Source organism: Spiribacter halobius (genome assembly GCF_020883455.1).
In the GTDB taxonomy this organism is placed as follows: domain Bacteria; phylum Pseudomonadota; class Gammaproteobacteria; order Nitrococcales; family Nitrococcaceae; genus Sediminicurvatus; species Sediminicurvatus halobius.
In genome coordinates, this window is record NZ_CP086615.1 from 2,464,691 (window position 1) to 2,478,240 (window position 13,550).

At 69.4% G+C, this 13,550-nt stretch carries 11 protein-coding genes and 3 tRNA genes; 7 read left to right on the plus strand and 7 right to left on the minus strand.

Annotated features, from left to right (window positions below; translation table 11 throughout):
• Nucleotides 1-48 precede the first annotated feature (48 nt).
• The 6 genes from uvrY (at nt 49) to LMH63_RS11265 (ending at nt 3,655) form a co-directional block, all read left to right on the plus strand.
• Complete coding sequence (uvrY, locus tag LMH63_RS11240) at nt 49-741, plus strand: UvrY/SirA/GacA family response regulator transcription factor (protein ID WP_439654538.1); 693 nt, start codon at nt 49-51, stop codon at nt 739-741.
• 12 nt (nt 742-753) lie between these two features.
• Nucleotides 754-2,580, plus strand: coding sequence for an excinuclease ABC subunit UvrC (gene uvrC, locus LMH63_RS11245; RefSeq protein WP_109675673.1), 1,827 nt, complete (start codon nt 754-756; stop codon nt 2,578-2,580).
• A gap of 80 nt (nt 2,581-2,660) precedes the next feature.
• On the plus strand, nt 2,661-3,248 hold the full coding sequence (gene pgsA / locus LMH63_RS11250; protein ID WP_109675675.1) for a CDP-diacylglycerol--glycerol-3-phosphate 3-phosphatidyltransferase: 588 nt from the start codon (nt 2,661-2,663) through the stop codon (nt 3,246-3,248).
• A gap of 29 nt (nt 3,249-3,277) precedes the next feature.
• Nucleotides 3,278-3,353, plus strand: a tRNA-Gly gene (locus LMH63_RS11255).
• A gap of 101 nt (nt 3,354-3,454) precedes the next feature.
• Nucleotides 3,455-3,528, plus strand: a tRNA-Cys gene (locus LMH63_RS11260).
• 42 nt (nt 3,529-3,570) lie between these two features.
• Nucleotides 3,571-3,655: transfer RNA gene (locus tag LMH63_RS11265), tRNA-Leu, on the plus strand.
• A 301-nt stretch (nt 3,656-3,956) separates the two neighbouring features.
• On the opposite strand, the gene fabB is transcribed toward LMH63_RS11265, so the two are convergent.
• The 4 genes from fabB to LMH63_RS11285 form a co-directional block, all read right to left on the minus strand.
• Nucleotides 3,957-5,174 (minus strand): beta-ketoacyl-ACP synthase I, encoded by a 1,218-nt coding sequence (gene fabB, locus LMH63_RS11270; protein WP_109675760.1) that lies wholly within the window; start codon nt 5,172-5,174, stop codon nt 3,957-3,959.
• Between the two features lie 37 nt (nt 5,175-5,211).
• Nucleotides 5,212-5,730, minus strand: coding sequence for a bifunctional 3-hydroxydecanoyl-ACP dehydratase/trans-2-decenoyl-ACP isomerase (gene fabA, locus LMH63_RS11275; protein WP_109675762.1), 519 nt, complete (start codon nt 5,728-5,730; stop codon nt 5,212-5,214).
• Nucleotides 5,731-5,891: 161 nt separating this feature from the next.
• On the minus strand, nt 5,892-7,772 hold the full coding sequence (gene dxs / locus LMH63_RS11280) for a 1-deoxy-D-xylulose-5-phosphate synthase (RefSeq protein WP_109675677.1): 1,881 nt from the start codon (nt 7,770-7,772) through the stop codon (nt 5,892-5,894).
• A 14-nt stretch (nt 7,773-7,786) separates the two neighbouring features.
• The gene (locus LMH63_RS11285) at nt 7,787-8,206 is read right to left on the minus strand and encodes a YcgN family cysteine cluster protein (protein ID WP_199225570.1); all 420 of its coding nucleotides are present in this window, start codon (nt 8,204-8,206) and stop codon (nt 7,787-7,789) included.
• 212 nt (nt 8,207-8,418) lie between these two features.
• On the opposite strand from LMH63_RS11285, the gene LMH63_RS11290 reads away from it, so the two are divergent.
• On the plus strand, nt 8,419-9,999 hold the full coding sequence (locus LMH63_RS11290; protein ID WP_109675679.1) for a peptide chain release factor 3: 1,581 nt from the start codon (nt 8,419-8,421) through the stop codon (nt 9,997-9,999).
• 155 nt (nt 10,000-10,154) lie between these two features.
• On the opposite strand, the gene LMH63_RS11295 is transcribed toward LMH63_RS11290, so the two are convergent.
• The 3 genes from LMH63_RS11295 to LMH63_RS11305 form a co-directional block, all read right to left on the minus strand.
• Nucleotides 10,155-10,742: a 2-hydroxychromene-2-carboxylate isomerase gene (locus LMH63_RS11295; RefSeq protein ID WP_109675681.1), complete on the minus strand. Its 588-nt coding sequence runs from the start codon at nt 10,740-10,742 to the stop codon at nt 10,155-10,157.
• A 163-nt stretch (nt 10,743-10,905) separates the two neighbouring features.
• Nucleotides 10,906-11,565, minus strand: coding sequence for a bifunctional nicotinamidase/pyrazinamidase (gene pncA, locus LMH63_RS11300; RefSeq protein ID WP_109675683.1), 660 nt, complete (start codon nt 11,563-11,565; stop codon nt 10,906-10,908).
• A gap of 56 nt (nt 11,566-11,621) precedes the next feature.
• Nucleotides 11,622-13,520 (minus strand): propionyl-CoA synthetase, encoded by a 1,899-nt coding sequence (locus LMH63_RS11305; protein WP_109675685.1) that lies wholly within the window; start codon nt 13,518-13,520, stop codon nt 11,622-11,624.
• Between the last annotated feature and the right edge of the window lie 30 nt (nt 13,521-13,550).

Below are 13,550 nucleotides of genomic sequence, written 5' to 3' on the forward strand. Positions count from 1 at the left end.
GGTTCCCCGCCCGGCGGCGACGCCCATGGTCCGGCCATGCGGTATAGTGTGATCGGACGCGCAATTCCAGTCGGTGTGGTGACGGAGGGCTGGCAGGCGATGATCCGGGTGGTGCTCGTGGACGACCATCAGCTGGTGCGCTGCGGTATCCGCCGTATCCTCGACGAGGCGGCGGAGATCGAGGTCGTGGCCGAGGCCGAGGACGGGGAGTCCGCCATGGCCGAGGTGCGCCGGCTGCGTCCCGACGTGGTGCTGCTGGACGTGCACATGCCCGGAGTCGGCGGGCTCGAGGCCACCACGCGCCTGCTGCGCATCGACCCGGAGCTGCGCATCATCGCGCTGACGGTGCACGTCGACGAGCCCTATCCCAGCCGCCTGCTCGGCGCCGGCGCCCTCGGCTACCTGACCAAGGGCTGCGACGAGGCCGAGATCATCCGCGCGATCCACAGCGTGATGCACGGGCGGCGCTACATCAGCGACGAGATCGCCCGGCAGATGGCCCTCTCGGGGCTGGACGGGCATGCCGCCAATCCCTTCGAGCGGCTCTCCCGGCGCGAGGTCCAGGTGATGCTCATGGTGACCGAGGGCCGTCGGCTGCAGGAGATCTCCGATCGCCTCTGCCTCAGTCCCAAGACCGTGAGCACCTACCGCTATCGTCTCTACGACAAGCTCGGCGTCAGCAACGACGTGGAGCTCACGCGGCTGGCCATCCGCCACGGCCTGCTGGATCAGGCGCCCTAGGCCCCAGACGCGATGAGCGAGGCCTCGCCCCAGCGCTTCGACCCGAAGCCGGTGCTGCGTTCCCTGCCGCAAGGTCCCGGCGTGTATCGCATGCTGGACGCGTCGGGCCAGGTGATCTACGTCGGCAAGGCGCGCAACCTCAAGCGGCGCGTGAGCAGCTACTTTCGCCGTGGCGCCCATGACGGCAAGACCCAGGCGCTGGTGGGGCAGGTGGCGGATCTCCGCATCACCGTGACCCATACCGAGGCCGAGGCGCTGATCCTCGAGAACAACCTGATCAAGGAGCACCGCCCGCGCTACAACGTGCTCCTGCGTGACGACAAGAGCTACCCTTACATCTACCTCTCCACCCAGCAGCGGTTTCCGCGGCTCACATTCCACCGCGGCAGCCGCCGGGGCGAGGGCCGCTATTTCGGGCCGTTCCCGAGCGCCGGCGCCGTGCGCGAGACGCTGAACCACCTGCAGAAGGTGTTCCCGGTGCGTCAGTGCCGGGACAGCTTCTTCGAGAACCGCTCCCGCCCCTGCCTCCAGTACCAGATCAAGCGCTGTACCGCGCCCTGTGTCGGCTTCATCGACGAGGCCGAGTACGCCCGCGACGTGCGCCATGTGCAGATGTTCCTGGAGGGGCAGAGCAACGAGGTCATCGACGAGCTGGTGGCGCGCATGGAGGCCGCTGCGGAGGCGCTTGACTACGAGGAGGCCGCCCGCCTGCGGGACCGTATCGCCAGCCTGCGCCGGATTCAGGAGCGCCAGTACGTCGCCGGCGCGCGCGGCGACGTGGACGTCATCGCCTGCCGCATGCGCGAGTCCCTGGCCTGCGTCCAGGTGTTCGTCATCCGCGACGGCCGCAACCTCGGCAATCGTACCTACTTCCCGCGGGCACCGGAGGGTACCGAGCCGGGCGAGGTGCTCTACGCCTTCATTGCACGCCACTATCTCGGCCGGGAGACGCCGGCGGAGCTGCTGACCAGCGCCGAGGTGCCGGATGCGGAGCTGCTGGAGGAGGCGCTCTCCGGTGATGCCGGCCACCGGGTGCGCATCAGCCACCGCGTGCGTGGTGACCGGCGGCGCTGGGTGGATATGGCGGCGCGCAACGCCGAGCACGCCCTGCAGGCCCAGATCAGCACCCAGGCCAGCATGGAGCGCCGGTTCGAGGACCTGCAGGACGCCCTGGGCCTGGAGGCGCTGCCGGAGCGCCTGGAGTGCTTTGACATCAGTCACACCCGAGGCGAGGCCACCGTGGCCTCCTGCGTGGTGTTCAACCGCGAGGGTCCGCTCAAGTCGGACTACCGGCGCTTCAACATCGAGGGTATCGAGCCGGGGGACGACTATGCCGCCATGCGCCAGGCGCTGGAGCGCCGCTACCGGCGGCTGAAGGAGGGCGAGGCGCCCATGCCGGATCTGCTGCTGATCGACGGCGGCCGCGGGCAGCTCGCCCAGGCCGAGAGCGTGCTCCAGGAGCTGCAGGTCACGGACGTCCACATCGCGGCCATCGCCAAGGGCGCGCGGCGGCGACCCGGCGAGGAGGCGCTGTTCCTCGCGGGGCGGCGTGGCACGCTGCATCTCGCAGCGGACTCGCCGGGCCTGCACCTGTTGCAGCAGATTCGCGACGAGGCGCATCGCTTCGCCATCACCGGCCATCGGGGCCAGCGCGCCCGCCGGCGCACCACCTCGGCCCTGGAGGAGATCCCGGGGCTCGGGCCGAAGCGCCGGCAGGCCCTGATCAAGCAGTTCGGCGGCCTGCGTGGCGTGCGCCGCGCAGGCGTCGAGGACCTGCGGCGGGTGCCCGGCATCAGCGATGCTCTCGCCCGGCGCATCCACGAGACGCTGAACGGCTGACGCCGTGTGCTAGTGTGCCGAGTCGCGCCCGCAGTCGCGGATCGGTAGGCAACGCGGGCAAGGTGTTCAGAGAGGGCGAGATGAGCTGGAACCTGCCGAACCTGCTGACCTGGCTGCGCATCGTGCTGATCCCGGTGCTCGGCCTCATGTTCCTGCTTCCTGCGCCGTGGGCCAATCCGGTGGCGGCGGCCGTGTTCGCCCTCGCCGCCATCACCGACTGGCTCGACGGCTACCTTGCCCGGCGCTGGAATCAGGCCTCGGTCTTCGGCGCCTTCCTCGACCCGGTGGCAGACAAGCTCATCGTCGCCGTGGCGCTCATCGTCGTCATCGTGGAGACGCCGCTGGCCGCCGTGGCGGTGCCCGCCGCCGTAATCATCGGCCGCGAGATCGCCGTCTCGGCGCTGCGCGAGTGGATGGCGGAGCTCGGTCAGCGGGCCAGCGTGGCCGTGGGCATGATGGGCAAGATCAAGACCACCGCGCAGATGGCGGCGATCATCTGCCTGCTCTACCGCCAGGATCTCTACGGGATGCCGATCTGGGCCATCGGCCTTGCGCTGCTTTATGTCGCCGCCGTGCTCACGATCTACTCCATGGTGCTTTACCTGCTCGCGGCCTGGCGGGTAGTGGGGGAGATGCCGGCATCCGGCGAGGGCAGGGTTGACAGGTAGGCGCGTGGCCATAGAATAGGCCTCGCCAAGCGGGAATAGCTCAGTTGGTAGAGCACAACCTTGCCAAGGTTGGGGTCGCGAGTTCGAGTCTCGTTTCCCGCTCCAACAGCCGACCCCGGCCATTGTGGCCGGGGTTTTTTGTGCCGGACGCCCGGCAGGGGTGCCTCGCCATTGCCGCCGGGCGCCTGCTATCCTTCACTCCCGAAGGCTAGGTGGCAGAGTGGTCATGCAGCGGCCTGCAAAGCCGTGTACGTCGGTTCGATTCCGGCCCTAGCCTCCACCTTCCCAGCAGGGAGCGGATTACCGCTTCCCTGGTCTTCCCGCCCGGATGGCGGAACTGGTAGACGCACGGGACTTAAAATCCCGAGGCTCAGGCCGTGTGGGTTCGAGTCCCACTCCGGGCACCATCCTATGGCCCAACGGGCGGTCCCGAGCCCCGCCCACCGTTTGCGGCTTCCGGCTGACGACATCCCCGGTCACCGCGGCGGCGGGCACTCACGGTGGCTGAGCGAGGCTTGGCAGGAGCGGCCGGGACCGTAGGCGAGAGGGACCTCGCCTACGAGCTTACAGGGACGTATTCACAGCGTGTCCCGGGCGCTCCTGCCAAGCCTCGCGCCCGGCACGGCCGGGAGATCGCCCGCCACGCCGCGGGGCAATGTATGCGCTTTGGCGTGACGTCTGAACGTCCTCCCTGAGATCAGGCACCGATCAACCCTCGAAGCGGCGGAAGACCAGCGTGGCGTTGGTGCCGCCGAAGCCGAAGCTGTTGCTCATGACGGTGTTCAGGCGCACGTCGTCGCGGCGCTCGGTGACCACGGGCAGACCCTCGGCAGCGGGGTCGAGATGCTCGACGTTGGCGGTGGCGGAGATAAAGCCGTGCTCGAGCATGAGCAGGGAGTAGATCGCCTCCTGCACGCCGGCCGCGCCCAGGGAGTGACCGCTCAGGGACTTGGTGGAGCTCACCGGCGGCATGGCCTCGCCGAACACCTCCCGAATGGCGTTGAGCTCGGTGATGTCGCCCGCCGGGGTGCTGGTGCCGTGGGCGTTGATGTAGTCGATGGGCCCGTCCGTGCCGTCCAGCGCCTGGCGCATGCAGCGCACGGCGCCCTCGCCGGAGGGGGCGACCATGTCGTGGCCATCGGAGGTGGCGCCGTAGCCCACCAGCTCCGCCAGGATGGGGGCGCCTCGGGCCTCGGCATGCTCCAGCGCCTCGATCACCAGCATGCCGCCGCCGCCGGCGATGACGAAGCCGTCCCGCTCGGCGTCGTAGGGGCGGGAGGCCCGCTCGGGGGTCTCGTTGTAGCGCGTGGACAGCGCACCCATGGCATCGAAGAGCATGGAAAGACTCCAGTGCTCCTCCTCGCCGCCGCCCGCAAAGACCACATCCTGCTTGCCGAGCTGGATCTGCTCCATGGCCGAGCCGATGCAGTGGGCGCTGGTGGCGCAGGCCGAGGAGATGCTGAAGTTGACGCCGTGGATGCCGAAGGGCGTCGCCAGACAGGCGGATGTGGTGCTGCTCATGACCTTGGGCACGGCGAAGGCGCCGATCTTGCGCACGCCGCGGCTGCGGAGGATGTCCGCGGCCTGCACCAGGTGCTCCGTGGAGGCGCCGCCAGAGCCGACGATGAGCCCGGTGCGCGGGTTGGAAATGTGCTCCGGCGTAAGCCCGGCCTGGCGGATGGCCTCGTCCATGGCGACATAGGCGTAGGCGGCGGCGTCGCCCATGAAGCGCCGCGCACGGCGGGGAATGGCCGCCTCCAGGTCGATCTCCGGGCGTCCGGCGATCTGGCTGCGCAAGCCAAGCTCTGCGTACGCGTCGCTGTGGCGGATGCCGGAGCGCCCCTCCCGGAGCGCTTTGGTCACGCTCTCCGGGTCATTGCCCAGGCAGGACACGATGCCCATTCCGGTGACTACGACTCTGCGCACGATCTGCCCCCCCTCCAAGGCGCCGTTGCAGCCGCGCCTACAGCGCGGTCTGCGGGTTGTGGAACAGCCCGACCCGTAGATCCTGCGCCCGATAGATGACGTTGCCGTCGGCGATCACCAGGCCGTCCGCGATGCCCATGGTCAGGCGCCGACGGATGACGCGCTTGACGTCGAGGCGGTACCGGACGTGCTGGTTGTCGGGCAGGATCTGGCCGGTGAACTTGACCTCGCCGCAGCCGAGGGCCCGGCCCTTGCCGGTACCCCCGAGCCAGCCGAGGTAGAAACCGAGCAGCTGCCAGAGGGCATCCAGCCCCAGGCAGCCGGGCATGACCGGATCCCCGGGAAAGTGGCACGCGAAGAACCAGAGGTCGGGACGCACGGAGAGGTCTGCCTCCACGCAGCCCTTGCCGAACTCGCCGCCGTGATCATCGATGTTCGAGATGCTGTCGAACATCAGCATGTTCGGGATGGGCAGCTGCGGATTGCCCGGGCCGAACAGTTCGCCGTGTCCGCAGGCGAGGAGCTCGTCGTAGGAATAGCTGGGTTTGCCGGTCATGACCATCCAGGTGCCGCACTAGGGAAATCCGGACCCGCGGAACCCGGCTGCGGCGAGGACTCGGGTCGGGCCGGGCAGACATGGGCGCGGACGGATTCCCGCGGCCGATCCGCGCAAACCCTACTGCCTGAGCGACGTGCTGGCAAGCGACACGCGAGCGCTCATTCCGGGGCCTCGACGTACTGCCGCCGCCACTGGCGAATACGCTGCTCGATGCCGGGGGCATCCAGCCCGACCGCGGTCAGAAGCTCGTCGCGCTCGCCGTGGCCGACGAAGCGGTCGGGCAGGCCGAGCTGCAGCACCGGACGCTGGACGCCGGCCGCGGCCAGGGTCTCCAGGATGGCACTGCCGGCGCCCCCGCCGATGACATTCTCCTCCAGGGTCACCAGGGCAGGGTGCTCCGCGGCCATGGCGAGAACCGTATCGCGATCCAGCGGCTTGACGAAGCGCATGTTGACCACGGTGGCATCGAGCGCCTCGGCCACGGCCTCCGCCGGTGCCACCATGCTGCCGAAGGCGAGCAGGGCCAGACCCGACCCGTGTCGCCTCACCTCGGCGCGGCCGATGGCCAGCGGCGTCATCGGGCCGCTGGGCGTCACTCCCGGGCCGCGGCCGCGCGGGTAGCGCACGGCGGCGGGGCCTTTGTGCAGGTGGCCGGTGTAGAGCATCTGCCGGCACTCGTTCTCGTCCGCCGGGACCATGACCGTCATGTTGGGCAGGCAGCGCAGGTAGCTCAGATCGAAGGCCCCGTGGTGGGTGGGGCCGTCGGCGCCCACCAGTCCGGCGCGGTCCAGGGCGAACAGTACCGGCAGGTTCTGCAGGGCGATGTCGTGGATGAGCTGATCGTATCCGCGCTGGAGGAAAGTCGAGTAGATGGCGAGCACGGGCCGCGCGCCCTCGCAGGCGAGCCCGCCGGCCAGCGTCACCGCGTGCTGCTCGGCGATGCCGGTGTCGAGATAGCGGCCCGGGAAGCGCCGGGCGAACTCCACCAGCCCGGAGCCCTCGCGCATTGCCGGGGTAATGCCCCAGAGCCGCGGTTCCAGCTCGGCCATGTCGCAGAGCCAGCGACCGAACACCTCGGTGTAGGTCGGCGGGCCGCTGCCGCCACCGCTGCCGAGGCCGGCGGCCGGGTCGAAGGCCTTCACGCCGTGGTAGGCGATGGGGTTGGCCTCGGCGCGCGGGTAGCCCTTGCCCTTGCGCGTCACCACATGCAGCAGCCGCGGCCCCTCCAGCGCGCGCAGCCGGCGCAGCACGCGCACCAGCTCGCCGACGTCGTGGCCGTCCACCGGGCCGAAGTACTGGAAGCCAAGCTCCTCGAAGAAGGTGCCCGGCACCAGCATGCCTTTCACGTGCTCCTCGGCCCGCTTGGCGAACTCGCGCATGGGCGCCGGCATCTGCTCGAGCACGCGCTTGCCTTCCTCGCGCAGGTTGCCGTAGAGACCACCGGAGAGCATGCGGGCGAAGGTGCGGTTGAGGGCGCCGACATTCTCCGAGATGGACATCTCGTTGTCGTTCAGCACCACCAGCAGGTCGGGGCGGACGTCCCCGGCGTGGTTCAGCGCCTCGAAGGCCTCGCCTGCGGTCAGCCCGCCATCGCCGATCACCGCGCAGGTCTTGCGGCGGCTGCCCTGGGCACGGGCCGCGAGCGCCATGCCCAGGGCGGCGCTGATGGCAGTGCTGGAGTGGCCGACGCCGAAGGTGTCGTAGTCGCTCTCCTGACGGCTCGGAAACCCCGCCGGACCGTCGGAGCGTCGGATGCGCCCGATTACCCCGCGCCGTCCGGTGAGGATCTTGTGCGGGTAGCACTGGTGACCGACGTCCCAGACCAGCCGGTCATGCGGCGTCTGGAGGATGTAGTGCAGGGCGATGGTGAGCTCCACGGCGCCCAGCCCGGCCGCCAGGTGCCCGCCTGAGCGCGCCACGCTCTCCAGCAGGAACTCCCTCAGCTGAGTGGCGAGCCGCGGCAGCTGATGCTCAGGCAGCTCGCGCAGGTGGGCAGGATCGTCGATGCCCTCGAGCAGGGGATAGGAACCGGCGTCCATGGTGTTGCTCCGGGTCAGTCTTCGTCAGTCGGGGAGAGGTCCGGCCGGATATGATCCTCCGGATCGGTATCGGCGGGCAGATCCGCCTCGGACTGCGCGCGGCCGCGTACCGAGATTCCGGCCCGATGCACCGTGTCGGGGTCACCGGAGACCAGCGGGTGCCACCAGGCCAGCCCGCGCCCCTCGTGCAGCCGGCGGTAGGCGCAGCTGCGAGGGAGCCAGCGGTACTGACGCACGCGGCGCGGGGTGAGCGTGATGCAGTCCGGTACCTGCCGATGACGGTCCGCGTAGTCGCGGCAGAGGCAGTGATCGGTGTCGAGCAGCCGGCAGGCGATACTGGTGTAGTGTACCTCGCCAGTGTCGGCGTCCTCGAGCTTGTGCAGGCAGCACTTGCCGCAGCCGTCGCAGAGCGCCTCCCACTCCGGGTGGGACATCTCGGCAAGGCGCTTGCGCTGCCAGAAGGGGCGCTGATCGACGATGGTTCCTCCCGGGAGTCGGCTCACTGCCGGCCGGTGTGGCCGACACAGTGCGTTGGACGGCGGAATACGCCCGGGGTTCGCCGCCGGGCACCACGGTGGCTTGCGACCACCCGACCACAGTATACTGCCGGGTTTTCCAACCTTCCGCACTTCCAGACGGATCCTCGATGAGCGAGCTGCAACAGGAGGTCGCGCGGCGGCGCACCTTCGCAATCATTTCCCACCCGGACGCGGGCAAGACCACGGTCACCGAGAAGCTGCTGCTCTTCGGCGGCGCCATCCAGCTGGCCGGTACGGTCAAGGGTCGCAAGTCCGCGCGCCATGCCACATCGGACTGGATGGAGCTGGAAAAGCAGCGCGGCATTTCCGTCACCTCCTCGGTGATGCAGTTCCCCTTCCAGGACCGCATCGTGAACCTCCTGGACACCCCGGGCCATGAGGACTTCTCGGAGGATACCTACCGCACCCTGACCGCGGTGGACTCGGCGCTCATGGTCATCGACGCCGCCAAGGGCGTCGAGGAGCGCACCATCAAGCTGATGGACGTCTGCCGGATGCGCGCCACGCCCATCATGACCTTCATGAACAAGCTCGACCGCGAGGGGCGGGACCCGATGGAGCTGATGGACGAGGTGGAGTCGGTGCTGCGCATCCGCTGCGCCCCGGTCACCTGGCCCATCGGCATGGGCAAGCGCTTCCGCGGCGTGTTCCATCTGCTGGACGACCGGGTCCATCTGTACAGCGCCCAGCATAGCGGCCGGGCCCAGAGCGGGGAGATCGTCGAGGGCCTGGACAATCCCCGCCTCGACGAGCTGCTCGGCGACCAGGCCAGGGAGCTGCGCCAGGAGGTGGAGCTGATCCGCGAGGCCGGCAACGAGTTCGACGAGGCGGCCTATCTGCGCGGCGAGCTCACGCCGGTGTTCTTCGGCTCGGCGATCAACAACTTCGGCCTGCGCGAGCTGCTGGAACGCTTCGTACGGCACGCCCCGCCGCCGCAGCCGCGGGAAGCGGAGCCACGCCCCGTGGCTCCTGAGGAGCCCGAGTTCAGCGGTTTCGTGTTCAAGATCCAGGCGAACATGGATCCCAACCACCGCGATCGCATCGCCTTCCTGCGGGTGTGCTCGGGTGCCTATCGCAAGGGCATGCGCATCCGCCAGGTGCGCACCGGCAAGGACATGAAGATCGCCAACGCCATCACCTTTCTCGCCTCCGACCGGGATCAGGTGGAGACGGCCTACCCCGGCGACATCATCGGCCTGCACAACCACGGCACGATCCAGATCGGGGATACCTTCAGCGAGGGCGAGGCGCTGAAGTTCACCGGCGTGCCCAATTTCGCCCCGGAGCTCTTCCGCCGCGCCGTGCTGCGCGACCCCATGCGCATGAAGGCGCTGCAGAAGGGCATCACCGAGCTCTGCGAGGAGGGCGCCTCGCAGCTGTTCCGCCCGCTCCAGGGCAACGACCTGATCGTGGGCGCCGTGGGGGCGCTGCAGTTCGACGTGGTGGCCTTCCGCCTGAAGAACGAGTACGGCGTGGACTGCGCCTTCGAGCCGGTGAACGTGGCCACCGCCCGCTGGGTCCGCTGCGAGGACCCGCGCCGCCTGGAGCAGTTCCGCGAGCGCAACGCCCAGAGCCTGGCCACCGACGTCGCGGGCGAGCTCGCCTACATTGCCCCGTCGCGGGTGAACCTGCAGCTCACCGAGGAGCGCTGGCCGGAGGTCGAGTTCCGGGCCACCCGCGAGCATTAGCGGCGCGCCAAAGCGCGCCGCTAATGCTCGCGGGTAGTTCAAAGTTCAAGGTTCGAAGTTCAAAGTCCGATACGCCGAGCTTGGTGGCAGTGGACGCCTGGGCGCCCGGATTCCGGGTCTGTCCGCTTTGAACTTTGAACCTTGAACTGCTGGATCTACTGGAGCGCCCGCTCCAGTAGATCCAGCCGATCCTGCCCCCAGAACAGCTCGTCGCCCAGGCGGTAGGTGGGGACCCCGAAGACGCCGGCGTCAATGGCCTCGCGGGTCTGGGCGTCGAGGCGCTCGCCGACGCGGCTGCCATCCGCCGTGTCGAAAAGGGCATCGACGTCGAGGCCGTGCTGGCGAACCAGTGTGGCCAGTGTCTTCTCATCGGCAAGGTTGCGGTTTTCCTGCCAGAGGGCACGCATCATCCGGTAGGCCAGGCCGGTGAAGTCCTCGCCACGGTCCTCCGCCGCCAGTACCAGCCGGGTCGCCCGCTCGTCCCGGAACGGGTGGTGGTCAGGGTGGGGGTTGACCTCGGTGCCGCGCAGGTGCGACCAGCGCCGCAGCTCCATATCCCGGTAGCGCTGCTTGGCGGCGGATTTCTTCCCGCCGGGGACGCCGCCGTTGGCCTCGAACACCTCGGGCAGGCGCACGAATACGTGCCGCAGCTCCGCGCCGTGGCGTCGCGCGATCTGCTCGAGCTCGGGCCAGCCGAGGAACACCCAGGGAGAGAGGAGGGAGCAGTAGTGATCAAGTTTCATTCGGCAATCCGGCTGTTGGTGAAAGTCGCAAGTACCAAGTTGCAAGTTGCAAGTCGAGCATCATTCGGCGGGTGAGGGAGCGTGGGTGCTCCACTCCGACTTGAAACCTGCAGCTTGGTACTTGCCACTCGAGCTCTGACGCAGGGGCCACGTTGACAGGCCCTCAGGTTAGCGCGTCAGAGCTCGTCACCGTCACCCCCGACCGCTCCAGCGCGCTGCGGACGTCATCGTCGGAGCGGCTGTCCACGGGGCGCGTGAGGTCCCATAGGACGTAGGTCCGGAATCCGGCGTCGGCGGCGTCCTCGGCGGTCCATTTGACGCAGAAGTCCCGGGCCAGGCCGCAGCAGAACACGGTGTCGATGCCGCGCTCGCGCAGGTAGCCCGCGAGCCCCGTGGGCGGGCGCTCGCCGTCGGGGTTCCAGTTGTTCAGAAAGCCGCTGTAGCTGTCCACGGCCGGATCCTCGCCCTTGCGGATCACCACCGAGGCTTGGCGCCAGGGCACCTCCGGATGCAGCTCGGCACCGGGGCTGTCCTGGATGCAGTGATCCGGCCAGAGCACCTGGTCGTGGCCGTAGAGCTCGATGACGTCGAACGGCCGGTGATCGGGATGGCTGCTGGCGAAGGAGACATGCCCCGCCGGGTGCCAGTCCTGGGTGGCGACGATCTGCCGGAACGGCCCCTCGTTCATGAGCTCGCGGATGCCGGGCACCACCTCGCTGCCCCGCTCGGCGGCGAGGGCGCCGCCTTCCATGAAGTCCGGCTGCACGTCCACGACGATGAGGGCGGCACGGCGCCGGTCGACGGTCACGGTCTGCTCGCTCATTGCTGCGCTTCCGGTTGCGGCTCTTCCGGGGGAGGTGCGGTCGCCCCGCGCCCGGGTCAAGGGTCCGGGGCCAGTTGCCGCGCGGCGAGGGCGGCGCGGATCTCGTCCAGGATCGCCGGATCATCAATGGTCGAGGGCACCGGCACGGACCCCTGTTCCGCCAGGCCGCGGATGCTCTTGCGCAGGATCTTGCCGCTGCGGGTCTTTGGCAGCCGTGGCACGGCGAGCACCTCCCGGAGGCTCGCCAGCGCGCCGATGCGCTCGCGCACGCTGGCGACCAGCTCGCGCTCGAGGGCCTCCGGCTCGATCTCGACGCCGTCCTTTAGCACCACCAGACCCAGGGGGCGCTGGCCCTTGATCTCGTCCTCGATGCCGACCACCGCACACTCGGCAACCGCTGGATGGGCGCCGATCACCTCCTCCATGGCGCCGGTGGAGAGTCGGTGGCCGGCGACGTTGATGACGTCGTCGACCCGTCCCATGACGAAAAGGTATCCCTCCTCGTCGAAAAAGCCGCCGTCACCGGAGGCGTAGTAGCCGTCGTAGGCCTCCAGGTAGCCCGCGTGGAACCGCGCGTCGTCGTTCCAGAGCGTGGGCAGGGTACCCGGCGGCAGCGGCAGGCGGATCGCGATGTTGCCGGATTCCCCGGGCCCGAGCGGAGCGCCGAGGTCGTCGAGGATGCGCACGTCGTAGCCGGGGGAGGGCACCGTGGCCGAACCCGCCTTGGTGGGAAAGCGCTCCAGGCCCAGCGGGTTGGCGGCGATGGCCCAGCCGGTCTCCGTCTGCCACCAGTGGTCCACCACCGGGCAGTGCATGTGCCGATGCAGCCAGTCGTAGGTGGGCGGGTCGAGACGCTCGCCGGCCACGAACACGGCCTCGAGGCAGGACAGGTCGTACCCGGCCATGAGGCGCGCCTCCGGATCCTCCTTCTTCACCGCCCGGAAGGCGGTGGGTGCGGTGAAGAAGGTCTTCACCCGGTGTTCGGCGATGACCCGCCAGAAGGCCCCGGCATCCGGGGTCTTTACCGGCTTGCCCTCGTAGACGATGGAGGTGCAGCCACGGATGAGAGGCCCGTAGACGATGTAGCTGTGGCCGACCACCCAGCCCACGTCCGAGGCGGCCCAGTAGACGTCTCCGGGGTGGGCGTCGTAGATCGCTCCCATGCTGTAGTTCATGGCCACGGCGTGGCCGCCGTTGTCCCGCACCACGCCCTTGGGGCGCCCGGTGGTGCCCGAGGTGTAGAGGATGTAGAGCGGATCGGTGGCCGCCACCGGAACCGGTGCGACGGGGGCCGCGGCGTCCATGAGCGCGTGCCAGTCGTGGTCGCGCCCGGGGGTGAGCTCGGCCTCCGCCTGGGGGCGGGGCACGACCACGACGCTGGCCGGTGGATGCTCCGCCTGGGCCAGGGCCCGATCCACCATCGGCTTGTAGGGAATGACCCGGGTGAACTCGATGCCGCAGCCCGCCGTGACCAGCACCTTGGGCCGGGCGTCGTCGATGCGCACGGCGAGCTCGTGCGGGGAGAAGCCGCCGAAGACCACCGAGTGCACGGCGCCGAGGCGGGCGCTGGCGAGCATCGCGACCACCGTCTCCGGGATCATCGGCATGTAGATGACCACGCGGTCGCCGCGGGCGACCCCGAGGCCGCGGAGGACACCGGCGAAACGTGCCACCTGGTCCTGCAGCTCGGCGTAGGTGATGATGCGCTGGCTGCGCGTGGCCGGGGAGTCGTGGATCAGCGCCGGCTGCTCGCCGCAGCCGCGGGCGACGTGGCGGTCCACGGCCAGGTGGCAGGTATTGAGCTCGCCGTCGGCGTACCAGCGATAGTGCCCGGCCGCGTCCCGGGACAGGATGGTCTCCGGGAAGGTGTGCCAGTCAATCTCCTCGGCACGGGCCCGCCAGAACGCTTCCGGGGACGCCAGCGACTGCCGGTAGGCCTCATGGTAACCGGTCATCGGCCTCTCCTCCTCGTGGTTGCACACCCG

Bases quoted from the DNA above. Each gene is read 5' to 3' on its own strand.
- uvrC (WP_109675673.1), top strand. From the start codon at position 754: ATGAGCGAGGCCTCGCCCCAGCGCTTCGACCCGAAGCCGGTGCTGCGT.
- pgsA (WP_109675675.1), top strand. From the start codon at position 2,661: ATGAGCTGGAACCTGCCGAACCTGCTGACCTGGCTGCGCATCGTGCTG.
- fabA (WP_109675762.1), bottom strand. From the start codon at position 5,730: ATGACCGGCAAACCCAGCTATTCCTACGACGAGCTCCTCGCCTGCGGA.
- dxs (WP_109675677.1), bottom strand. From the start codon at position 7,772: ATGGACGCCGGTTCCTATCCCCTGCTCGAGGGCATCGACGATCCTGCC.
- LMH63_RS11285 (WP_199225570.1), bottom strand. From the start codon at position 8,206: ATGTCCCACCCGGAGTGGGAGGCGCTCTGCGACGGCTGCGGCAAGTGC.
- LMH63_RS11290 (WP_109675679.1), top strand. From the start codon at position 8,419: ATGAGCGAGCTGCAACAGGAGGTCGCGCGGCGGCGCACCTTCGCAATC.
- LMH63_RS11295 (WP_109675681.1), bottom strand. From the start codon at position 10,742: ATGAAACTTGATCACTACTGCTCCCTCCTCTCTCCCTGGGTGTTCCTC.
- pncA (WP_109675683.1), bottom strand. From the start codon at position 11,565: ATGAGCGAGCAGACCGTGACCGTCGACCGGCGCCGTGCCGCCCTCATC.
- LMH63_RS11305 (WP_109675685.1), bottom strand. From the start codon at position 13,520: ATGACCGGTTACCATGAGGCCTACCGGCAGTCGCTGGCGTCCCCGGAA.